A 21,472-nucleotide genomic window follows, 5' to 3' on the forward strand; every position below is an offset into this window, starting at 1 on the left:
TCCCCGCTGTAAGAAAGATCATGTTGACGGGGTGAACTCTCCAGATGAGCGACGCAAGCACCACGCAGCCGCTGTCCGCCGACTCCCAGGAGACGGCAGGTCACGGCCGGCACCGAGGCCCGGTCTCCGCCCACGAAGGCGACTCGGCCCCCCAGGGCAGGCACCGCAAGTCGGCCGATGAATCGGCCGAGGCCGCTGCCTGACAGTACGCCGAAGGGGCCCCGCCGTCCATGGGCGGCGGGGCCCCTTCACACATCTCCCGCTGCTCCTTTATTCCCTGCCTCTCTTCAGGCCCAGCACCTCCGCCGCCCCGAACGTCTCGCCCTCCGGTCGCTCCGCGAAGTGCGTGCCCAGGACCGTCTCCAGCTCCTCGAAGCCGAACACGTCCTCCTTGCTGTCGAACTTCACCTGCACACGCGGCCGTTCGACGACCGCGACCATCCCCCCGTGCACGACGAGCAGCTGTCCGTTGACGCGCGCGGCGGCCGGTGACGCCAAATACCCGACGAGCGGGGCGACATGCTCGGGCGCGAGCGGGTCGAGCCCTTCGGCCGGCTCCTCGAACCCGGCGAAGACGTCCTCGGTCATCCGGGTGCGGGCGCGTGGGCAGATCGCGTTGACCGTCACGCCGTACTTGCCGAGCGCGAGGGCCGAGGAGGTCGTCAGCCCGACGATTCCGCCCTTCGCCGCCGCGTAGTTGGGCTGTCCGGCCGACCCGGCCAGGAACGCCTCCGACGAGGTGTTCACGATCCGCCCGTACACCGGCGCGCCCGCCGCCTTGGACCGCTCCCGCCAGTGCGCGGCGGCGAACCGGGTGGTGTTGAAGTGCCCCTTGAGATGGACCCGGATCACCGCGTCCCACTCGCCCTCGGTGAGGGAGAAGACCATACGGTCGCGCAGGATGCCCGCGTTGTTGACGACGACGTCCAGCTTGCCGAACGTTTCGATGGCCAACTCGACCAGTTCGCGGGCCTGTTGGAAGTCGGACACATCCCCGGTGTGGACGAGTGCGGTGCCTCCGGCCGCCCGGATCTCCGCCGCGACCTCCTCCGCCGGACCGGCCGACGCCTCGCCCGAGCCGTCCCGCCCGGGCTGCCCGTAGTCGTTGACGACGACGGCCGCGCCGAGCCTCGCGAGTTCGAGCGCCTCGGCCCGGCCGAGCCCGCGCCCGGCGCCGGTGACGATCGCCGACAGCCCTTCCAGTGGCAGCAACGCCATGGGTAACGCCCGCCCTTCAGATCTCTATGCAGGTCCGCAGCGCGGTCCCGGAACGCATCTGGTCCAGCGCCTCGTTGATCTCGGCGAGCGGGACGCGGTGCGTGATCAGCTCGGTCAGGTCGATCCGGCCGGCCCGCCACAGGGCGATGGTCCGCTCGTAGGAGCGCAGCACGTCCCCGCCGCCGTACATGGAGGGCAGGATGCGCTTCTCGTCGAAGAACAGCTCGAACATGCTGAGTTTGAGGAAGTCGTCCAGGGCGCCCGCGCCGACGACGACCAGGGTGCCGCCGCGCCGGGTGTTCTCGTAGGCGGTGCGGGCGGTGGCGGAGCGGCCGACGACCTCGAAGACGTAGTCGAACCCCTCGCCCCCGGTGACGAGTTGCTTGGTCTCGGCCAGCTCCTCGGGTGAAACCGCCTTCGTGGCGCCGAACTTGAGCGCGGCCTCGCGACGGGAGGCGACCGGGTCGACGGCGACGATCTCGGCGGCGCCCCTGAGCCGCGCGCCCTGGATCGCGGAGATGCCGACCCCGCCGCAGCCGATCACGGCGACGGACGAACCGGCCTCCAGGTCGGCGGTGTTGAGCGCGGCGCCCAGTCCGGTGGTGACCCCGCACCCGATCAGCGCGGCGATGTCGAAGGGCACGTCGTCGGGGATCGGGACGGCGCAGCGGGCGTCCACCACGACCTCCTCGGCGAAGGTGCCGGTCCCCGCCATGCCGAACAGATCCCCGCCCGGGCGGCGGAAGTTGGGGGTGCCCGCGTTCATGAACCCGGCCAGGCACAGCTCGGTCTGACCCCGCTTGCAGGCGGGACAGGCGCCGCAGGCCGGCAGCCAGCAGACCACGACCCGGTCGCCGGGCTTGAGTCCGCTGACGCCCTCGCCGACCTCCAGGATCTCGCCCGCGCCCTCGTGGCCGGGCACGAACGGCGCGGGCTGCGGCAGCACCCCGCCCATCGCGGAGAGGTCGGAGTGGCACAGCCCGGTGGCGCGCACCCGGATCCTGACCCTGCCCGGGCCGAAGCCCACCGCCTCGACGTCGTCGAGGACCTCCAGCTTGTCCTGGCCGATCTCGTGCAGTACGGCTGCGCGCATGGTGCGGCTCCCCTCAAAAGCTGCCTACGGGCTTCCCGGGTTCAGGAGTGTTCGACGATCGTGTCGGCGAGGACGGGCGCGTCGTCCCTCTCGACGGCGCTCACGGCCACCCGTACCTCGCCCTCCCCCCGCCACAGACGGATGCGCAGGGTCTCGCCGGGGAAGACGACCCCGGCGAAGCGGGTGGTGTACGAGCGCACCCTGGTCACGTCGCCGTCGAGCAGGGTGTCGACGACCGCCTTGAGCGTGATGCCGTAGGTGCACAGGCCGTGCAGGATGGGCCGGTCGAACCCGGCGCGCTTGGCGAACTCGGGGTCGGCGTGCAGTGGGTTGTAGTCGCCGGAGAGCCGGTAGAGCAGCGCCTGGTCCTCGCGGACGGCACGCTCGACCGTCCGGTCCGGCTCCCCGGCGGGCGGTTCGAGACGGGCGGAGGGCCCGCGGTCGCCGCCCCAGCCGCCCTCCCCCCGTACGAAGATCTGGGCGTCGTTGGTCCACAGCGGGCCGTCGGCGTCGGCGACCTCGGTGCGCATGACGAGAACGGCGGCCTTGCCCTTGTCGTACACGGCGGCGATGCGCCCGGTGGCGGTGGCGCGGCCCTCCGCCGGGAGCGCTCGGTGGATCTCCAGGCGCTGTCCGCCGTGCAGGACGCGGGCGAGATCGACGTCGACGCCGGGCATGGACAGGCCGCTGATCACCCCGGGCGAGCCGTTGCCCGCGACGGTGGCGAAGCTCGGCAGGACGTGCAGCCGGGACTCCAGGGTGTAGCGCAGCTCGTCGAGGTCGGTGGCGGGGGTGCCGGCGCCGATGCCGAGGTGGTAGAGCTGGACGTCCTTGCGGTCCCAGGTGATCTCGCCGGACCGGGGTTCGGCGGCGAGGGCCTTCGCTGCGTCGATGGGCATGGGGCTCCTGGCTCCTGAGGTGTCCAAGACCTCGGCGCGGCCGTCCGCACCGTCGGCCGTGCCGAGGTCGTCACGATGGCCGATCTAGAACGCGTTCCAGTCCGGCGCCCCCTGTATAGCCGAGCGCTCCACAGTTGTGAAGGCTCCTGACGGTGTGTCAGACGCGGGGGGCCGGCTCCCGGCGGCCGTGACATTTGTACTGCGGGGTCGATGACTTCCCGACCTGCCGGTCCGGCGCCCGGGAACGTAGCGTCGAGGACGAGAACGCAAGCACGCCCCGGGGGAAGGGACACGACCATGATGGCTGAGGTGAGGCACCGCTGGACCGCCGCGCTGGAACGGCAGCGGCGGTGGAAGGCCGACAAGGAGCGCTGCAAGGCCGAGTACCGGGCCGCCCGCAAGGCCGGGCGGGTCCCGGAGGAACCCGGCCCGCCGGCCAACGGCTTCTCCCTGCTGCCGTGGCTGCTGATGGGGATGGGCGCCTTCTCCAACCTCTTCCAGGGCAAGACCGCGAACCCCTGGATCGGCGGCCTGGGCGTGCTGGCCTTCAACTCGCTGTACATCTACGTCGCCTTCCACGCGTTCGCCAAGGACCGCCGCGACGCCCTCGCGACCCGGCTGGCCCTCGCCGGTCTCGGCACGGTGGCCTGCGCCCTCGCCCTCGCCTACGGCGGCAGCTGGCTGCTCTTCCTGCCGCTGTTCGGCCTCGCGACGGGCGCCGTCCTGCGCGGCGACCTGCTGCGCAGCCTGGGCACGGCCGTCGCGGTCCTCGCGGGCGTGATCGCCTGCGTCCACGACGGCTGGAACGGCCTGACCATCGCCTACGCCACCTGGATCTCGACCATGGTGACGGCCGCGATCCTCTCCCTCTCCGAGGCGGTGCGGGAGCTGCGCGCGGCCCGCGAGGAGCTGGCCCACCGGGCGGTCGAGAAGGAGCGGCTGCGGTTCTCCCGCGACCTGCACGACCTGCTCGGCCACACCCTGTCGGTGATCGTCGTCAAGTCGGAGGCGGCGCGCAGGCTCGCGCCCCGCGACATGGACGCGGCGCTCTCGCAGATCACGGACATCGAGTCGGTGGGCCGCCAGGCCCTGACGGAGATACGCGAGGCGGTCACCGGCTACCGCGAGGGCAGTCTGCCGACCGAGCTGGACCAGGCGCGCTCGGCGCTGACGGCGGCGGGCATGGAGCCTTGCGTCAACCAGTCCGGCACCCCGCCGGAGCCGCAGACGGCGGCCCTGCTGGGCTGGGTGGTGCGGGAGGCGGTCACCAACGTCGTCCGGCACAGCGGCGCCACCCGCTGCGAGATCACGGTGACCGGCACCACGGAACGCACCCGCCTCACGGTCACGGACAACGGCACGGGTGCCTGCGGCGCGGGCCCGGAGGACGACGGCGCCGCCCCGGACGACGGCGGCGCGGGCACGAAGGACTGCCGCACAGGCACGGAGGACTACCGCCCAGGCACGGAAGAGCGCGGCGCGGGCACGGGTGTCCACAGTGCGGGCACGGGTGTCCACAGTGCGGGCGTGCGGGGCTACCGCACAGGCGGCACCGGTCTCACCGGCCTGCGCGAACGCCTCGCGGCGGCGGGCGGCTCCCTGACGGCGGGCCCCGGGCCGCGCGGCGGCTTCACCGTCACGGCGGAACTCCCCACGGAGGCCCCGGCGGAGCTGCCGGTAGGACTCCCCCACGGAGGCCCCGGCAGGGCTCCCGGCGGAGATACCGGCAGGACTACTCCCACGGCGGCCCCGGCGGCCCCGGCGGAGCTGCCGGTAGGACTCCCCCACGGAGGCCCCGGCAGGGCTCCCGGCGGAGATACCGACGGGACTACTCCCACGGCGGCCCCGGCAGAGCTGCCCGTAGGACTCCCCCACGGAGGCCCCCGCAGGGCTCCCCGCGGAGATACCGACGGGACTACTCCCACGGCGGCCCCGGTAAGGCTCCCGGCGGAGGTCCCGGTGGGACTCCCGGCGGAGATGCCGGCGGGACTCCCGGCGGAGATACCGCACAACGCACCCCCGGCCGCGCCCCCGAAGGGAGCCGTCCGGGACGTGCCGTCCGCTCCCGTCGGCCCTACCCTTGGGCCGTGAACGAGACACCCGGTGGCCGGCCCGTGGACGAGATGCCCCGCGACCACCGTCCCGCCAAGTCGATCAGGGTCCTGCTCGCCGAGGACCAGGGCATGCTGCGCGGCGCGCTCGCCCTGCTCCTGGGCATGGAGCCGGACATCGAGGTCGTCGCCCAGGTCGGCACGGGGGACAGGATCGTGGACGCGGCTCTCCTCCACCGCCCCGACGTCGCGCTGCTCGACATCGAGCTGCCCGGCATGAGCGGCCTGGACGCCGCCGCCCTGCTGCGCGAGGAGGCGCCCGACTGCCGGGTGCTGATCCTCACCACGTTCGGCCGGCCCGGCTATCTGCGCCGCGCCCTGGAGGCCGGGGCCGCCGGTTTCCTGGTGAAGGACGGCCCGGTGGAGGAGCTGGCGGCGGCGGTCCGCCGGGTGCTGACCGGGGAGACGGTGGTCGACCCGGCGCTCGCCACGGCCGCGCTCAGCGCCGGGCCGAATCCGCTCACCGCCCGGGAGTGCGACGTACTGAAGGCGTCCGTGGACGGCGCGACGGTCGCCGACATCGCCGCCCGGCTGCACCTGTCCGAGTCCACGGTCCGCAACTACCTGTCGTCCGCGATCGGCAAGACGGGTACCCGCAACCGGATGGAGGCGATGCGGGAGGCACGCCGGCAGGGCTGGCTGTAGAGGACCGGACCGGCGGTGGCATAGTGCCCGGATGTCCTTACCGCTCCTGATACCGATACCGGCCCTCCGCCGGGCGGCCACCCGTGGGGCCGCCCTGGCGGCAGCACTCACCGCCGTGTTCGCGTCGGCCTCCGCACCCGCCGTGGCCGACGGCTCCGACCAGGTCGTGATGCGGTTCGAGACCGCGAGGACCTACGTCATGTACAACGCCGACGAGGGGGCCAAGGCGTCGAACGACGACTTCGTCGTCCCCGTCTTCGTCGAGGCGAGAAAGGGCGGCGAACGGGCCCGCAACGTGAGGGTCGTCGTGGACGCGTCGGGGCTGGAGGGCGTCGCCCGGCTCGGTGCCAAGCGGACGTGCGAGGGCGAGGGCCCGGTCTACACGTGCGAATACGGCGACCTGCAGAACGGCGACGGCGAGAGCTACACCCCCCTCGCCCTCACCGGCGTCGACGGTGTCGAGCCGGGCGACAGCGGAACGGTGACGTACACCGCGACCGCCGACAACGCGGCCACGATCACCGGCACCACCCGGATGACCGTCGGCGGCCCGACGCTCGCCGCGCCCGGACAGGAGAAGGGCGTGAGCGGACTGGCACCGGGGAAGCCCACGAACGTGACCGCGCGGCTGGCCAACAACACCCGCTTCCCGGCGAAGCAGGGCGTCGCCCTCCAGGTCAACGTCTCGGACGGGGTGACACTGACCCCGCGCTACAGCAACTGCTTCTACGCCGGCCCCTCGCCCACCTCGGCATGGTGTGCCTTCCCCACGAAGGCCGCGCCGGGCGCCGCCTACCGCGCGAGCGCCCCGCTGACCTACACGCTCACCGCGCCCGAGAAACTGACGGCCGAGGTGACCTACACCTGGTCGTCGGCTCCGCAGAAACCCGCCGACCACACCGTGCGCGGCACCGGGGCCCCGCTCACCCTGGTCCGCACCGCCGCGCACAAGGAGTTCGCCGACAGTCACGGCAGGGTCGGCGTGACCACCACCGTGCAGGTCGACTACCGTCCCGTCACCGCGACCGTGCGGGGCCGGGTCGGCGACACGGTGAAGGTGCGGCTCGGGGTGCGCGACCTCGGCCCCGGCCGGGTGCTCGGCGACGAGGGCTCGGGCCGCTTCGAGGTGGTCCCGCCGGAGGGCACCACGGTCACCTCCATCCCGTACACCTTCGAGGAGGACGGCGGGAAGTGGGCGTGCGACCGGCCGGAGAAACCCGGCGGGGCGTTCGTCTGCGAGATCGGCTACGACCGGTTCCTGGAGGTGCGGCACGAACTGGGCACGACCGCCATCGACTTCCACGTCCGCATCGACCGGCGGGTCCCCGGTGCGAAGGGCACCATCCGCACCTACAACCCCTTCGACCGCACCCCCGGCAACGATGTCGCCGCGATCCCCCTGGAGGCGGCACCGGCACCGCCCTACCGAAGGCCCGCCGTACTGGTCCCGGCCGCCCTGACCGCCGTCGCACTGCTGACCGGCGCGGTCCTGTACCGCCGCCACCGAAGGCGCACGGCGGCCTAGACGCCGGCGCCCGTGCGCCGCAGTACCCGCAGTGAGCCGGTGTCCGAGACCTCGGTGAAGGCGCCGGAGGCCAGGGCGCGCAGGTAGACGCGGTAGGGGGCCTGGCCGGTGAACTCGTCGACGGGGTCGGGGAAGACGTCGTGGATGACGAGGAGGCCGCCCTCCGCGACATGCGGGGCCCAGCCCTCGTAGTCGGCGGTGGCGTGTTCGTCGGTGTGGCCGCCGTCGACGAAGACGAGGCCGAGGGGCGAGGCCCAGATCCTGGCGATCTGCGGCGAGCGGCCGACCAGCGCGACCACGTGCTCCTCCAGACCGGCCCGGTGGAGCGTGCGGCGGAACGCGGGCAGCGTGTCCATCAGACCGAGTTCGGGGTCGACGGTCTCCGGGTCGTGGTAGTCCCAGCCGGGCTGCTGCTCCTCGCTGCCGCGGTGGTGGTCGACCGTGAGGGCGCTGACACCGGTCGCGCGGGCCGCGTCGGCGAGCAGGACCGTGGAGCGCCCGCAGTAGGTGCCGACCTCCAGCAGCGGCAGCCCGAGCCCGCCCGCCTCCACGGCCGCCGCGTACAGCGCGAGCCCCTCGTCCACGGGCATGAACCCCTTCGCCTTCTCGAACGCGGCGAGGATCTCGGGCGCGGGTGCCGCGGGCATGGGGGCCTGCCTTCCGGTGGTCGTACGACGACGTCGGCGGCCCATGCTGCCGTATCCCCCGGCGACAGACGAAAGGGGCCCTACTCCTGATCGGCGAGTGCCTGGTGCCGGTAATCCCTCGGTGAGACTCCGTACACGGCACGGAAGGCGCGGGTGAAGTCGGAGGCGCGGGTCATGCCCCAGCGGACGGCGACGGCGTGGATGGGCGTGCTGTGCCGCGCCGGGTCGGCCAGATCGCGGCGGGCGCCCTCCAGGCGCTGGCTGCGGATCCAGGCCGCGACCGTCTCGCCCCGCGCGTCCTGCTGGAAGAGCCGGTGCAGATAGCTGACCGAGATGTGGTGCGCGGCGGCGATCACGGGCGGACTCAGCCCGGGGTCGTGCAGGTTCTGCCGGATGAACGCCCGGATGCGCGTGGTCATGACCCGGTGCCGGGTCTCCGGATCCAGCTCGGTCTCCGCCTCCAGCGTCTGGGCGAACCAGACGGCCAGCAGGTCGAGCAGGACCGTGCCCAGGCGCGGCGCGTCGGACGGCCGCAGGGAGGCGGACTGGCGGTCCAGGCCGATGAGGAAGTCGGTCAGCAGGGCGCCCGTTCCCTCCTGCCCGGGCAGGCGCCGGCCCAGCAGGTCCCGGACCCGGTCCGGTGCGACGGGCAGCAGCGCCTTGGGGATCTCGACCCCCACCCCCGTGACGGCCCAGCCGTCTCCGTCGCCCGACGGCATCACGTCGTAGGGCTCCGAGGTGTCGGTGACCCACAGGTCGCGTGGGCGGTAGGTGTCGGTCCGCCCGACGTGTTCGAGGCCGAGTACGCCGCCGAGTATCAGCGAGAGGTGGTACTGCTCGGGATCGGACTGCCGCACCAGCCGGTCGTTCCGCCGGAACCGCGCCGGCCGGAACGACGTCGGCCAGACCAGCACCGGTCCCAGCTCCAACAACCGCAGTTCCGCCCAGAAGTCGTCGGCGTGGGCACTGGTGATGTCACTTGGTGCGATCGTCCGGCCGACCAGTTCCCGCCAGGACTCGAACCTGCCCTCCGCGGGCAGGTCGTCGCTTCGGAACACCGTCCCGATCATGCAGCCCAGCTCCCGTCCCCCGTCCTCGATGGCGATCCTAGTGACCGCTTCGTGCGGAAAGGGTGCGGGAGCCGGGCCCGACGTGTGGGGAACGGACCGAAGTGCCGGGAGACCGGGCTCAGCCGGCGGCGACCGTCTCCTCCGGCAGCGGCAGGGTGAGGTCCAGGTCCACCGGCCGCTCCTCGCCCGCGTGGGTCGCGGCGGACGCGAGCGGGCCGTGCCCGGAGGCCTTGGCGGCGAGGACGTAGGCGCCCTGCGCGGGGACGGCGAGGGCGTAGGCGCCGTCCTCCGCCGAGACGGTCGCGCCCGCCTGGCGGCCCCGGCGGTCGATCAGGGTGACCTTGGCGCGGGCGACCGGAGTGCCGCCGGCGTCCAGGACCCGGCCGCGGAAGCTGCGCAGCGCCTCCTCGGCGCGCTCCAGGTTGGCGTCCTCCTCGCTGCTGGCGCGCAGCTGCCCCGCGGCCGCGGGGTGCTGCCGACCGGGCAGCAGGAAGGCGAAGAGCAGGCCGACGGCGACGGCTGCGGTGGCGATCAGGAAGGAGACGCGGAAGCCGTGCATGGTCGGGATCGCGACGCCGTTCACGTTGTTCGCGGTGTTGGCCAGCACCATGCCGATGACGGCGCTCGACACGGACGTACCGATGGACCGCATCAGGGTGTTGAGGCCGTTGGCCGCGCCCGTCTCGGAGGCCGGGACCGCGCCGACGATCAGCGCGGGCAGCGAGGAGTAGGCGAGACCGATGCCCGCGCCCAGCACCACGGCGATGACCAGGCTCTGCCAGGCGGCGCTCATCAGGCCGAGGCCGGCGCCGTAGCCGATCGCGATGATCAGCATGCCGAGGATCAGGGTGACCTTGGGGCCGTACTTCGCGGACAGCCGGGCGTAGACGGGCGCGGTGATCATCATCGTCAGGCCGAGCGGTGCGACGAGCAGGCCGGCGGCGACCATCGACTGGCCGAGGCCGTAGCCGGTGGCGGTGGGCAGCTGGAGGAGCTGCGGCAGGACCAGGGAGACGACGTAGAAGCTGACGCCGACCATGATCGAGGCGAGGTTGGTGAAGAGGACGGCGGGCCGGGCCGTCGTCCGCAGGTCCACCAGCGGTGCCTTGAGGCGCAGTTCCATCACGCCCCACAGGAGGAGTACGGCGGCGGAGGCGGCGAAGAGTCCGAGCGTGGTGCCGGAGGTCCAGCCCCAGTCGCTGCCCTTGGTGATCGGCAGGAGGAAGAGGACCAGACCGGCGGAGAGCCCGATCGCGCCGAGCACGTCGAAGGAGCCCTGGGCGCGCATCGGGGACTCGGGTACGACGAGGAGGGTGAGGACGATGGCGAGCGCGCCGAGGCCGGCGGCGCCGTAGAAGAGGGCGTGCCAGTCGGCGTGCTGGGCGACCATGGCCGCGGCGGGCAGGGCGAGTCCGCCGCCGACGCCGATCGAGGAGCTCATCAGGGCCATCGCGGAGCCGAGCTTCTCGCGGGGCAGCATGTCGCGCATCAGGCCGATGCCGAGGGGTATCGCGCCCATGGCGAAGCCCTGGAGGGTACGGCCCACGATCATCATGAGCAGGTCGCTGGTGAGCGCGCTGACCAGGGCGCCGACGACCATCACGGCGAGGCTGAAGATCAGCATGCGCCGCTTGCCGTACAGGTCGCCGAGGCGGCCCATGATCGGGGTGGCCACGGCGCCGGACAGCAGGGTGGAGGTCAGGACCCAGGTGGCGTTGCTGGGCTCGGTGCCCAGGAGTTGAGGCAGGTCCTTGATGACCGGGACCAGCAGGGTCTGCATCACCGCGACCACGATGCCCGCGAAGGCGAGCACCGGGACGACGGCTCCGCTCGCTGGGCGGCCTGGCCGGTCGGTCGTCGAGTGCGTCATGGGGTGGGGCCTCCGGGGCGGTGGTTCGGGAATCACGCGGTGGATCGGGGATTACTTGGGTTCTGAACCTGTATGCATGGGCAACTATTCCGATGCTTTGACGTACTAACAATTTCTTTAGCTTCTCTTGGGGAAGAGATCTCTCATGCCGAAGGCCGCCGACACCTCCCGCGCCCGGACACCCCGCCCCACCGCTTCCGCCGACTGGCTGGTCGTGGCGCTCGCGTGCGCCGGCCAGTTCCTCGTGGTGCTCGACGTGTCCGTCGTCAACGTGGCACTGCCCTCGATGCGCGCGGATCTGGGGATGAGCGCTTCCGGCCTGCAGTGGGTCGTGAACGCCTACGCCATCGCCTTCGCCGGGTTCATGCTGCTCGGCGGCCGGGCCGGTGACCTCTACGGCCGCAAGCGGATGTTCCTGACCGGGCTCGCCCTGTTCACGCTGGCCTCGCTGGTGGGCGGGCTCGCCCAGGACGGCTGGCAGCTACTCCTCGCCCGGGCCGTGCAGGGTCTGGGCGCGGCGGTGCTCGCCCCCTCGACGCTGACGATCGTCACCGGTGCCGTCCCGGAGGGCGCCGCGCGGGCCCGGGCGATCGCCACCTGGGCGGCGGTCGGCGCGGGCGGCGGGGCCGCGGGCGGGCTGGTCGGCGGGGCGCTGGTGGAGGTGCTGTCCTGGCGCTGGGTGCTGCTGATCAACGTGCCGGTGGGGGCCGTGCTGCTGGCGGGCTCCCTGCGGTGGCTGGCCGAGAGCCGCGCCGGTGACGGCCGCCGCCTCGACCTGCCGGGCGCGCTGCTGGTCACCGCGGGCCTCGCCACGCTGGCCTACGGCATCTCACGGACCGAGGCGGAGGGCTGGACGGCGCCCGCGACCCTCGTACCGCTGGCCGCCGGGCTCCTCCTGACCGGACTCTTCCTCGCGGTCGAGGCCCGCACGGCCGCCCCGCTGATGCCGCTCGGGCTGTTCCGGGCGCGGGCGGTGTCGGCGGCGAACGCGGCGATGTTCCTGTCAGGCTCGGCGATGTTCGGCATGTGGTTCTTCCTGACGCTGTACGCGCAGAACGTGCTCGGCTACACCCCGCTGGAGGCCGGTCTCGCGCTGATGCCGAGCTCCCTGGCGATCGTCCTCGGCGCGAAGCTCGCACCCCGGCTGATGCGGACGGCCGGGGCGCGCACGGTGGCGGCGCTGGGCACGCTGATCGGGGCGACCGGCTTCGGCTGGCAGTCGACGATGAGCGCCGACGGCGCGTACGTCACGGGGATCATGCTGCCGGGCGTGCTGATGATGGCGGGCGCGGGACTCGCCCTGACCCCGCTCGCCGCGCTGGCCACGTCGGGGATCGCGCCGGGCGAGGCGGGTCTGGTGTCGGGCCTGGTCAACACCTCCCGCACGATGGGCGGCTCGCTGGGCCTGGCGGTGCTGTCGACGATCGCGGCGGCCCGGACCGCGGGGCGCGGGACGCCGGAGGCCCTGACGGAGGGGTACGCGCTGGCGTTCCGGACGGGGACGGGGGTGCTGCTGGCGGCGGCGGTGCTGATGCTGCTGTGGCTGCCGCGGCGGTCGGGCGCCACGCCCTGAGAATTCTTCTCCGGCCGAGGCAACGGTTCGGGGCGCTCATGGCCTCCTTTGACCATCTAGGAGGTGTGCCCATGGGGGATGGGAAACAGGTCGGGAGCGCCGGGGACTCCGGAAGCTCCGGGAACGCGGAGTTCCAGGCCTTCGTCACCGGCCGCTGGCCACGGCTGATGCGCACGGCATTTCTCCTCACGGGGGAGCAGCACTCGGCGGAGGATCTGGTCCAGTCGACGCTGGAACAGGTCTATGTGCACTGGCGCAAGGTCTCCTCGGCCGACGAGCCGGAGGCGTACGTACGGCGCGTGATGATCAACGCGCATGCCCGCAGGTACCGCAGGAAACTGCGCGAGTTCCTCGCCCCGAGGAGCGACGACGGCTCGGACCCGAGGTATGAGATCGCCGACACCGGCGACCGCATCGCCCAGGCCGACGACCGCCACGCCCTGCTCCGGGCGCTGGCCGAGCTGCCGCCGCGGCAGCGGGAGGCGGTGGTGCTGCGCTACTGGGAGGACCTGACCGAGACCCAGGCGGCCGAGGCGATGGGCTGTTCGGTCGGCGCGGTCAAGAGCAACGCGGCCAAGGGGATCGCGAAACTCCGCGCCATACCGGGACTGGCGGACATGGTGACGCACGGAGGGCGGAAGTGATGAGCGCGGACCGGGAGAACCACGAGGAGAAGAACCACGAGATGACACACCACGACATCGCGCTTCTGCTGGCCGACGCGGCCGACGAGGTGGAGATCGGCATAGCCCCCACCCAGGCGCTGATCCGCGGCGGTCGCCGCCGCAAGGCCCGCCGCTGGGCGGTCGGGGCGGGCGTCGCCCTGGTGGTGGCCGGCTCGACGGGGGCGCTGGCGCTGACCGGGCTGCCGGGCGGCGAGCGGGCGACTCCGGTGACGACCCTGCCTGCGGTCATCGCGTCGCCGACGGTGTCCCAGCCGCAGGGGAAGGCCACGCTCGCCACCGGGACGGACGGCGGCCTGGAGTGGCGGGTCACCGTCGACGTGTGGCCGGCGCCGGCCGACGAGGCGGAGGCCCGGGCCGAGTTGAACGCGATGGCGGAGTACGGCGAGAGCCCGGCCGTGAACGCGCCGTCCGACCTGATCGGCCGGAGCGCGTACTTCGTGCACCGCGGTACCGGGGAGAACGGAGTCGACCGGGAGCATCTGACCATGCAGGGGCTGAGCGCCGGGAGTGACGCCATGGCGGGCACGGACATCGAGGCCGCCGCGGTCCCGCTCGACCCGGACAGCGCGGGACCCGAACGTCTGGTGATCGGCCGGGTGGCCAAGACCGCCCAGCAGGTGACCTGTGCCTGGAAGGACGGTACGTCGACCGAGGTCCACAGGGTGCCCCCGAACGCCGACATCAACAGCGACGAGATGGCCATCCGGCCCACGGAGGGCCTGCCGTACGACTTCTTCGTCTGCCTGGCGCCGAAGGACACCGCGTACGAGTCGGCGAACGTGACGGGCTAGCCGGGGCAGGAGGGGCCGCCCGCTAGGGTGGCAGGCGTGTCGTACCAAGGCCCGCACTCCGACCCGCTCGGCTCCTGGCAGCCGCCCCGCCGCTCCCCGCTGCGCCGCCCGCTGACCCTGACCCTGGCCGCCCTGGTGCCCGGGGCGCTGCTCGGATGGCTGGCCTACGAGGCCCTGGGCGGGACCGGTTCCGGCGGTGACGGCGGCACGGACCGCGCGGTCGGGGCCGCGACGAGCAGCGCGCGCCCCTCGGAGAACGGCGGTGACGGCAAGGACGCCGAGCCGGGCACCCTCTCCGCCTCGCCGAGCGCCGCGTCGGCGCCGCTCCGGGGCAAGGTCGTCGTCATCGACCCCGGTCACAACCCCACCAACTACGAGCACACCGCCGACATCAACCGCAAGGTCGACATCGGCACCAACTGGAAGGAGTGCGACACCACCGGGACGTCCACCAACGCGGGGTACAGCGAGGCCAGGTTCACGCTGGACGTGGCACACCGGCTGCGCACGCTGCTGGAGGCACAGGGCGCGACGGTGAAGCTGACGCAGGACGGGGACCGGGCGTTCGGCCCGTGCGTCGACGAGCGGGCCGAGATCGGGAACGCGGCGCACGCGGACGCGGCGATCTCGATCCACGCCGACGGCTCCGGGGAGGGCAACCGCGGCTTCCACGTGATCATGCCGGGCGAGGTGCACGAGGGGTCGGCCGACACCCGCGCGATCGTCGCTCCGTCGAAGGAACTGGGCGCGGCGGTCGAGGGCGACTTCGCACAAGCGACGGGCAGTTCACCGTCCAACTACATCGGCGACGGCACCGGTCTCGTCACGCGGAAGGACCTGGGCGGTCTCAATCTGTCAACGGTTCCCAAGGTGTTCATCGAGTGCGGGAACATGCGCGATACGAAGGACGCGGCGCTGTTGACCAGCAGCGCCTGGCGGCAGAGTGCGGCACGGGGGATCTCTGAGGGAATCGTGAGTTTCCTGCGCGGGAAGTGATCAACGCCCCGATCTATGCGGACACCCTGATCGTGCGGACGATAGTGTCGTCCCTACGATGACGAGGGCGACGGCTACGCCTCTACCGGACATACCGATGACGAGACGACTGACGAAGGACCTGAAGTGAATATCCGCTCCCTCACTCGAGGCGACGGCGTGGTGATCGGAGCAGCGGTATTGCTGTTCGTCGCGTCGTTCCTGGATCTCTACTCGATCGACGGGATCCCCGACAGCTACGACCTCCCGAGCCTCTGGGGCAGCGGTCCTGTGCTGCTGAGTGTCGTTCTCGCGGGCATCATCGGCGCCGCTCTCGTCGTGGTGGGGCGCGCGATGCCGGAGCGCAAGGTCGTGGGCCTCGACCTGCGTCAGTTCGGCGTGGCCTTCACGGTCTTCGCCGCGTGGAGCGCGCTCGGCAACATCTTCGACCCGGCCGGCGGCTACGACAACGTCGGTGACAGCACCAACGGGCCCAGCGCCGGAACCGGCCTGATCCTCGCCCTCGTCGCCACCCTGATCCTGGCGGGCGGTGCGATCGCCACCCCGCTCGTCCCTGCCCTCCAGGGCGCCCTCCTGCCGGCCCCCAAGCCCCCGGCCCCGACGCCGTACGGCGCCCAGCCGCCCGCCGGTTACGGCTACCCGGGCGCGCAGCAGCAGCCGTCGGCCTTCGGCGGCCCGGCCCCGCAGCCGGGGCAGCAGCCGTTCGGCGCCCAGCCCGGCGCCGGTGCCGGCACCGGTCCCGTGCCGGCCGCGCAGCCGCCGGCGCCGGAGTTCTCGCCGTTCTGGTTCGCGGTGCCGGTGCCGCGTCCGCTGTACGCGGAGGACGGCGCGCCGATGCCGATCGCGGAACTGGCGCCGGGCACCTGGTACCTCGCGGTGGAGCAGGGCGGCCAGGGTCTGGTCGCCCAGACGCAGGACGGCCGGCGCGGTGTGCTGCGGGACACCTCGGGCATCCAGCGCGGCTGAGTTCCCGCTCTCGTACAGCAGGCCCCTCGCCCTTCCGGGCGGGGGGCCGCTGTCATACAGTCGCAGCCCGGTCCACATCTGACGTACCGTCAGGAGGCAGTCATGCGGCTCGGTCTCGCGCTCGGCTACTGGGGTCGCGGCCCCTCCCCCGGCCATCTGGAGCTGGCCCTTGAGGCGGAGCGGCTCGGGTACGACTCGGTGTGGACGGCGGAGTCCTGGGGGTCGGACGCCTTCACCCCGCTCACCTGGATCGCCGCGCGGACGTCGAGGATCCGGCTGGGGACGGCGGTGGCGCAGATGGCGGCCCGCTCCCCCACCACGACCGCCATGCACGCCCTCACCCTGGACCATCTCTCCGGCGGCCGGATGATGCTGGGGCTCGGGCTGTCGGGTCCGCAGGTCGTGGAGGGCTGGTACGGGCGGCCGTTCCCGAGGTCGCCGCTGACCGCGACCCGGGAGTACGTGGACGTCGTACGGCAGGTGCTGCGGCGGGAGGCTCCGGTGGAGGTGGCCGGGCGGTTCCACGCCCACCCGTACCGCGGGCCGGACGCGACCGGTCTGGGGCGGCCGTTGAAGTCGATCACGCATCCCCTGCGGGCCGATCTGCCGGTGCTGCTCGGGGCCGAGGGACCGAAGAACGTGGCGCAGACGGCGCGGATCGCGGACGGCTGGCTGCCGCTGTACTGGTCGCCGAGCCGGCCGGAGGCGTACGGACCGGCGGTGGGCGAGCTGCGGGAGGGGTTCCTGGTCGCGCCGATGGCCCGGGCACAGGTGTGCGACGACCTGGCGGAGGGGCTGCTGCCGGTCAAGGCGATGCTCGGGTTCTACATCGGCGGCATGGGCCACGCCACCCGTAACTTCCACGCCGATCTGATGGCGCGGATGGGGTACGGGGAGGAGGCACGCCGGATCCAGGAGCTGTTCCTGGCCGGACGCCGGGAGGAGGCCGTGCTGGCCGTGCCGGACGCCTTCGCCGACGAGATCTCGCTGGTCGGCCCCCGTGAACGGATCGCGGAGCGGCTGGAGCTGTGGCGCAAGGGCCCGGTGACGGACCTGCTGGTGGTGGCACCGGATCCGGACACCCTGCGGGTGCTGGCGGACTTGAACACCTGAGTCACAGGAAGACGGCGACCGGGTTGAGGGTCAGTTCCCCCCTTCTGCCGGTTCCAGGTCGGCACCTCGCCCAGGCAGCGGGCCTGGAACTCCCCTGCGAAGTAATCGGCGTTCTGGAAGCCCTCGCGCACCCCGGACGCCTCACAGGTGATGCGCACCAGGGTGGCCGGATCCCCGGTGCCGTACTGGGCGCGCAGCACGATGTCGCCGTTCTCCGCGCGGCGGGCGGTGAAGCGGCCGGTGACGGAGACCCAGCCCGAGGCGGCGACGGCGGTGGTCAGCGGGACCCGTCCGTCGCCGTCCTGGTCGGCGCCGCTCCGGCCGGCGGCCGTGCCGTCGAGCAGCCCCATGAAACGGCGCATGTCGAGGTCGCAGTAGATGCCGGGGCACGCGCCGCCGCCGCGCCTGACGGGTGGTGAGTCTTGGCTCCTCGGGCAACTGCCCTCCTGCCACTTCCGTCTGTCACCGGCTGAGGCGCTGGGCTCGGTTTCAGCCGGGCGGAAACGGCAACCCGGGTTCCATGTCCTATCGATCTCGCACCGGAGCGAATCAGGCCGGCACGGTCATCGCGATCGTCGCCGACGTCATGGCCCTCTTCCTGGGCCTGTGGATCCTCATGTACCTGCTCGACGCCAACCGCGGCAACGAGTTCGTCCAGTTCGTGCATGACGTGGCCCGCTGGCTGGCGGGATGGTCCTACGACCTGTTCACGTTCGACGAGGCGTGGGCACGGGTGGTGGCCGGCTACGGCCTCGCGGCGGTGGTCTACCTGTTCGTGGGCCACGCGATAGCGAACCGCACCCACCGCCACTGACCGCTCAGCCGCAGCACTCCGCCTCGAGCCCCGAGGGCAGCAACTCCCCGCCGAACACCGCGCAGGTGGCCTCGTGACCGCCCAGGGCGGCGACCGCCAGCAGCAGCGAACCGGCGGTCCACGTGGTCAACTCCCGGGGCCAGACGGCCTCGTCCTTGAACACGAACCCCGTCCAGTACAGGCCGGACTCGGCGTCCCGCAGATGCTGGATGGACTGCAGGATCTCCAGCGCGCGGTCGGACTCGCCCATCGCCCAGAGCGCCAGGGCGAGTTCGGCCGACTCGCCGCCCGTCACCCACGGGTTGGGCACCACGCACCGCACCCCGAGTCCGGGCACCACGAACCGCTCCCAGCCCGCCTCGATACGGGACTTGGCCTCCGTACCGGTCAACGCGCCGCCCAGGACCGGGTAGTACCAGTCCATCGAGTAGCGGTCCTTGTCGAGGAACCGCTCCGGGTGCCGCCGTATCGCGTGCCGCAGCGCGCCGGCCGCCAACTCCCAGTCCGGCTGCGGCTCTTCGCGCTGCTCGGCGATGGCAAGGGCGCAGCGCAGCGCGTGATGGACGGACGAGGAGCCGGTGAGCAGCGCGTCGGCGGTCGGCGTGCCGTCGTCGTCGCGCCGCCACCCGATCTGCCCGCCCGGCTGCTGCAACAGCAGCACCCACTCGACGGCCGCGTAGACGGCGGGCCACATGCGGTCGAGGAAGGTGTCGTCGCCGGTCGACAGGTAGTGGTGCCAGACGCCCACGGCGATGTAGGCGACGAAGTTGGACTCGCGTGCCCGGTCGGTGACGTCGCCGAAGTCGCCGTCGGCGTAGGCCGCGTACCAGGAGCCGTCTTCGTGCTGGTGCCGGGCCAGCCAGGTGTAGGCCCGCTCGGCGGCCTCGTGCTCGCCCGCCGCGTCCAGTGCCATCGCGGCCTCGGTGTGGTCCCAGGGGTCGAGGTGATGGCCCCGGAACCACGGGATCGCGCCGTCCTCCCGCTGTACGGCGAGAATGCCGGCGACGGTCGCGGCGGCCTGCTCGGCGGTGAGGACCCCGGGCAGGACGAGGTGTTCTGTCCGGGGCGTGGTCACTCGGCCGCCACCTCGGCTTCTGCCCGGGGCAGATGCGGCTTGGTCGCGTAGGCCACGAAGCTCTTGCCGATCAGCGGATTGAGCGCCTGTTCGACGACCCGGGTCGCGAACGGTTTCTTCATGATGTCCCAGACCAGCAGCTGGTGGTACGCCCGCACCGGCAGGGCCTTGTCGTTGTCGACGCCGAACGCGCACTTCAGCCACCAGTACGGCGAGTGCAGCGCGTGGGCGTGATGGCTGCCGTAGGGCTTGAGCCCCGCCTCGCGGATCCGGGCGAGGAGTTCGTCGGCCTTGTAGATGCGGATGTGGCCGCCCTCGACCTCGTGGTAGGCGTCGGAGAGTGCCCAGCAGACCTTCTCCGGGCCGTAGCGCGGCACCGTGACGGCTATTCGCCCGCCCGGCTTCAGCACCCGCACCATCTCCGCGAGCACCCCCTTGTCGTCGGGGATGTGCTCCATCACCTCGGAGATGATGACGACGTCGAAGGACTCGTCGGGGAAGGGCAGCGCGAGGGCGTCGCCCTCCATGGCCGTGGCGGTGGCGCCTTCCGGCGCCTCACCGGCCTCCTTCATCGCCGCGAACCACTTGGCGACCTCGCGGATCTCGTCGCCGTTCTGGTCGAGGGCCACGACCCGGGCACCGCGCCGGTAGCACTCGAAGGCGTGCCGGCCGGCCCCGCAGCCGAGGTCCAGGACTCGGTCGCCCGGCGCGAGCGGGAACCGGGAGAAGTCGACGGTCAGCACGTGGCCCTGCTTTCGCGATCGGTTGCATCGTGATCGGTGACGTCTTGACCGGCTCCATCGCGACCAGCTCCATCGCGACCGGTCGCGCCGCGATCGGTGGCGCCGCGATCGGTGGCGCCGCGATCGGTGGCGCCGCGATCGGTGGCGCCGCGATCGGTGGCGCCGCGATCGGTGGCGCCGCGATCGGTGGCGCCGCGATCGGTGGCGCCGCGATCGGTGACGTCGTGATCGGTGGCGACGTGCACATCATCGCGGGCCGCGGGCACGGACCGACGGCCGCCCCCGGCTGTCGCCATCGCCTCGCGGTAGCGGGCCACCGTGCCCTCGGCGGCGCGTGCCCAGGTGAACCGCTGAAGCACCCGCTCGCGTCCGGCCGCGCCGAGCCTGGCCCGCAGTCCGGGGTCGCCGAGGAGCCGGCCGAGGCCCGCGGCCAGCGCGCCCGCGTCGCCCGGCGGTACGGCGAGACAGGTCTCCCCGTCGCGTCCGGCGACCTCGGGTATCGCGCCGCCGGTGGTGGCGAGCAGGGGCGTCCCGGTGGCCATGGCCTCGGCGGCGGGCAGCGAGAAGCCCTCGTACAGGGACGGCACGCAGGCCACCTCGGCCGAGCGCACCAGGTCGACCAGTTCGGCGTCGGAGATGCCCTTGACGAACTCGACGGCGCCTTCGAGGCCGTAGCGCTCGACCGCCTGCGCGACGGGCCCCTCGGCGGGCCGCTTGCCGACGACGACGAGATGCGCCCGCGGATGCTCGGTACGCACCTTCGCCAGCGCCTCGACGAGGAAGACGAGCCCCTTGAGCGGTACGTCGGCGCTGGAGGTCGTGACGATCCGCCCCGGTACGACGGCCACGGACGGGTCGGGCGAGAACAGTTCGGCGTCCGCCCCGATGTGCACGACGTGGATGCGGTCGTCCCGTACGCCGAGGTGGTCGGCGATCTCCTGGCGCGAGGTGCCGGAGACGGTGAGCACGGAGGGCAGCCGGCGGGCGACGCGCTTCTGCATCCGGGTGAAGGCGTACCAGCGCCGCTTGGACAGCCGCTGCCGCAGGCCCTGGGCGGCGTCCAGCTCCAACTGCCGGTCGACGGTGATGGGATGGTGGATGGTGGTCACCAGCGGCGCCCCCACATCCCCCAACAACCCGTATCCCAGCGTCTGGTTGTCGTGCACGACGTCGAACTCACCGCGCCGGGCGCGCAGATGGCGGCGGGCGCGGAGGGAGAAGGTGAGCGGCTCGGGAAAGCCGCCGGTCCACATCGTCGCGACTTCCAGGGCGTCGATCCAGTCCCGGTACTCGTCGCGCCCGGGGGTGCGGAAGGGGTCCGGGGAGCGGTAGAGGTCGAGGCTGGGCAGCTCGGTGAGGGACAGCCGGTCGCCGTGGCCCTCTTCGAGGACGGGATACGGCTGGGAGCCGATGACCTCGACCCGGTGCCCGAGGCGCGCGAGTTCCCGCGAGAGGTGTCGGACGTAGACGCCCTGACCGCCGCAGAACGGGTTCCCCTTGTAGGTGAGGAGCGCGATGGAGAGCGGTCGGTCTCCCCCGCTCCCGGCCCGACTGGCCTCAGCGGTCACTCCGGGCCCCCTTCTGCCTGCGGTGTCCCGCGAGACTACGACGGGACGCTAATCTAGAACAAGTTTCAG

At 72.5% G+C, this 21,472-nt stretch carries 20 protein-coding genes and 1 pseudogene; 12 read left to right on the forward strand and 9 right to left on the reverse strand.

The window, feature by feature from the left end; all coding sequences use genetic code 11:
- The first annotated feature begins 44 nt into the window (after window positions 1-44).
- Complete coding sequence (locus ACFPIH_RS22210) at window positions 45-203, forward strand: hypothetical protein (RefSeq protein ID WP_381164405.1); 159 nt, start codon at window positions 45-47, stop codon at window positions 201-203.
- A 67-nt stretch (window positions 204-270) separates the two neighbouring features.
- Here the strand turns inward: ACFPIH_RS22210 and ACFPIH_RS22215 are convergent, their stop codons facing one another.
- Genes ACFPIH_RS22215 through ACFPIH_RS22225 form a run of 3 tightly spaced genes read right to left on the reverse strand, consistent with a single transcriptional unit; the run spans window position 271 to window position 3,210 of the window.
- Window positions 271-1,218, reverse strand: coding sequence for a 3-oxoacyl-ACP reductase (locus tag ACFPIH_RS22215; protein WP_381164402.1), 948 nt, complete (start codon window positions 1,216-1,218; stop codon window positions 271-273).
- Window positions 1,219-1,234: 16 nt separating this feature from the next.
- The gene (locus tag ACFPIH_RS22220) at window positions 1,235-2,311 is read right to left on the reverse strand and encodes a Zn-dependent alcohol dehydrogenase (protein ID WP_381164399.1); all 1,077 of its coding nucleotides are present in this window, start codon (window positions 2,309-2,311) and stop codon (window positions 1,235-1,237) included.
- Window positions 2,312-2,352: 41 nt separating this feature from the next.
- A complete protein-coding gene (locus ACFPIH_RS22225; RefSeq protein ID WP_381164396.1) occupies window positions 2,353-3,210 on the reverse strand; it encodes a MaoC/PaaZ C-terminal domain-containing protein in 858 nt (285 codons plus the stop codon).
- Window positions 3,211-3,510: 300 nt separating this feature from the next.
- On the opposite strand from ACFPIH_RS22225, the pseudogene ACFPIH_RS22230 reads away from it, so the two are divergent.
- From ACFPIH_RS22230 to ACFPIH_RS22240, 3 genes and pseudogenes are all read left to right on the forward strand, one after another.
- Window positions 3,511-4,872, forward strand: a pseudogene (locus tag ACFPIH_RS22230) (sensor histidine kinase); the annotation flags it as partial.
- Window positions 4,873-5,333: 461 nt separating this feature from the next.
- Window positions 5,334-5,966 carry a response regulator gene (locus ACFPIH_RS22235; RefSeq protein WP_381164650.1) on the forward strand — a complete coding sequence of 211 codons (633 nt, stop codon included), beginning with the start codon at window positions 5,334-5,336 and terminating at the stop codon, window positions 5,964-5,966.
- Window positions 5,967-5,997: 31 nt separating this feature from the next.
- Window positions 5,998-7,491, forward strand: a complete 1,494-nt coding sequence (locus ACFPIH_RS22240) for a hypothetical protein (protein WP_381164393.1) — start codon at window positions 5,998-6,000, stop codon at window positions 7,489-7,491.
- Here the strand turns inward: ACFPIH_RS22240 and ACFPIH_RS22245 are convergent.
- The 3 genes from ACFPIH_RS22245 to ACFPIH_RS22255 all read right to left on the reverse strand — a co-directional run bounded on the left by ACFPIH_RS22245 (window position 7,488) and on the right by ACFPIH_RS22255 (window position 11,078).
- Entirely contained in the window at window positions 7,488-8,138 is a 651-nt protein-coding gene (locus ACFPIH_RS22245; RefSeq protein ID WP_381164390.1) for a class I SAM-dependent methyltransferase, read from the reverse strand. The genes ACFPIH_RS22240 and ACFPIH_RS22245 overlap by 4 nt on opposite strands.
- An 80-nt stretch (window positions 8,139-8,218) precedes the next feature.
- Window positions 8,219-9,208 (reverse strand): AraC-like ligand-binding domain-containing protein, encoded by a 990-nt coding sequence (locus tag ACFPIH_RS22250; protein WP_381164387.1) that lies wholly within the window; start codon window positions 9,206-9,208, stop codon window positions 8,219-8,221.
- 118 nt (window positions 9,209-9,326) lie between these two features.
- On the reverse strand, window positions 9,327-11,078 hold the full coding sequence (locus ACFPIH_RS22255) for an MFS transporter (protein ID WP_381164384.1): 1,752 nt from the start codon (window positions 11,076-11,078) through the stop codon (window positions 9,327-9,329).
- Between the two features lie 145 nt (window positions 11,079-11,223).
- Here ACFPIH_RS22255 and ACFPIH_RS22260 point away from each other — a divergent pair, with 145 nt between their 5' ends.
- The 8 genes from ACFPIH_RS22260 (at window position 11,224) to ACFPIH_RS22295 (ending at window position 18,017) form a co-directional block, all read left to right on the forward strand.
- A complete protein-coding gene (locus ACFPIH_RS22260; protein ID WP_381164381.1) occupies window positions 11,224-12,651 on the forward strand; it encodes an MFS transporter in 1,428 nt (475 codons plus the stop codon).
- Window positions 12,652-12,722: 71 nt separating this feature from the next.
- On the forward strand, window positions 12,723-13,295 hold the full coding sequence (locus ACFPIH_RS22265; protein ID WP_381164379.1) for a SigE family RNA polymerase sigma factor: 573 nt from the start codon (window positions 12,723-12,725) through the stop codon (window positions 13,293-13,295).
- Window positions 13,295-14,128: a hypothetical protein gene (locus ACFPIH_RS22270; protein ID WP_381164376.1), complete on the forward strand. Its 834-nt coding sequence runs from the start codon at window positions 13,295-13,297 to the stop codon at window positions 14,126-14,128. Before ACFPIH_RS22265 ends, ACFPIH_RS22270 begins: the two co-directional genes overlap by 1 nt.
- 36 nt (window positions 14,129-14,164) lie before the next feature.
- Window positions 14,165-15,124 carry an N-acetylmuramoyl-L-alanine amidase gene (locus ACFPIH_RS22275; protein ID WP_381164373.1) on the forward strand — a complete coding sequence of 320 codons (960 nt, stop codon included), beginning with the start codon at window positions 14,165-14,167 and terminating at the stop codon, window positions 15,122-15,124.
- A gap of 126 nt (window positions 15,125-15,250) precedes the next feature.
- The gene (locus ACFPIH_RS22280) at window positions 15,251-16,090 is read left to right on the forward strand and encodes a hypothetical protein (RefSeq protein ID WP_381164370.1); all 840 of its coding nucleotides are present in this window, start codon (window positions 15,251-15,253) and stop codon (window positions 16,088-16,090) included.
- A gap of 102 nt (window positions 16,091-16,192) precedes the next feature.
- Complete coding sequence (locus ACFPIH_RS22285) at window positions 16,193-17,203, forward strand: LLM class F420-dependent oxidoreductase (RefSeq protein WP_381164367.1); 1,011 nt, start codon at window positions 16,193-16,195, stop codon at window positions 17,201-17,203.
- Window positions 17,204-17,353: 150 nt separating this feature from the next.
- Window positions 17,354-17,581: a hypothetical protein gene (locus tag ACFPIH_RS22290; protein WP_381164364.1), complete on the forward strand. Its 228-nt coding sequence runs from the start codon at window positions 17,354-17,356 to the stop codon at window positions 17,579-17,581.
- 142 nt (window positions 17,582-17,723) lie between these two features.
- Entirely contained in the window at window positions 17,724-18,017 is a 294-nt protein-coding gene (locus tag ACFPIH_RS22295) for a hypothetical protein (protein ID WP_381164361.1), read from the forward strand.
- A gap of 4 nt (window positions 18,018-18,021) precedes the next feature.
- Here the strand turns inward: ACFPIH_RS22295 and ACFPIH_RS22300 are convergent, their stop codons facing one another.
- Genes ACFPIH_RS22300 through ACFPIH_RS22310 form a run of 3 tightly spaced genes read right to left on the reverse strand, consistent with a single transcriptional unit; the run spans window position 18,022 to window position 21,403 of the window.
- Window positions 18,022-19,092, reverse strand: coding sequence for a prenyltransferase (locus tag ACFPIH_RS22300; protein WP_381164358.1), 1,071 nt, complete (start codon window positions 19,090-19,092; stop codon window positions 18,022-18,024).
- Complete coding sequence (locus ACFPIH_RS22305) at window positions 19,089-19,835, reverse strand: class I SAM-dependent methyltransferase (protein WP_381164355.1); 747 nt, start codon at window positions 19,833-19,835, stop codon at window positions 19,089-19,091. Before ACFPIH_RS22305 ends, ACFPIH_RS22300 begins: the two co-directional genes overlap by 4 nt.
- Window positions 19,829-21,403: a glycosyltransferase gene (locus tag ACFPIH_RS22310; protein WP_381164352.1), complete on the reverse strand. Its 1,575-nt coding sequence runs from the start codon at window positions 21,401-21,403 to the stop codon at window positions 19,829-19,831. Before ACFPIH_RS22310 ends, ACFPIH_RS22305 begins: the two co-directional genes overlap by 7 nt.
- Window positions 21,404-21,472 lie beyond the last annotated feature (69 nt).

Origin of the sequence: Streptomyces vulcanius (genome assembly GCF_042653945.1) — a bacterium.
In the GTDB taxonomy this organism is placed as follows: domain Bacteria; phylum Actinomycetota; class Actinomycetes; order Streptomycetales; family Streptomycetaceae; genus Streptomyces; species Streptomyces mangrovi.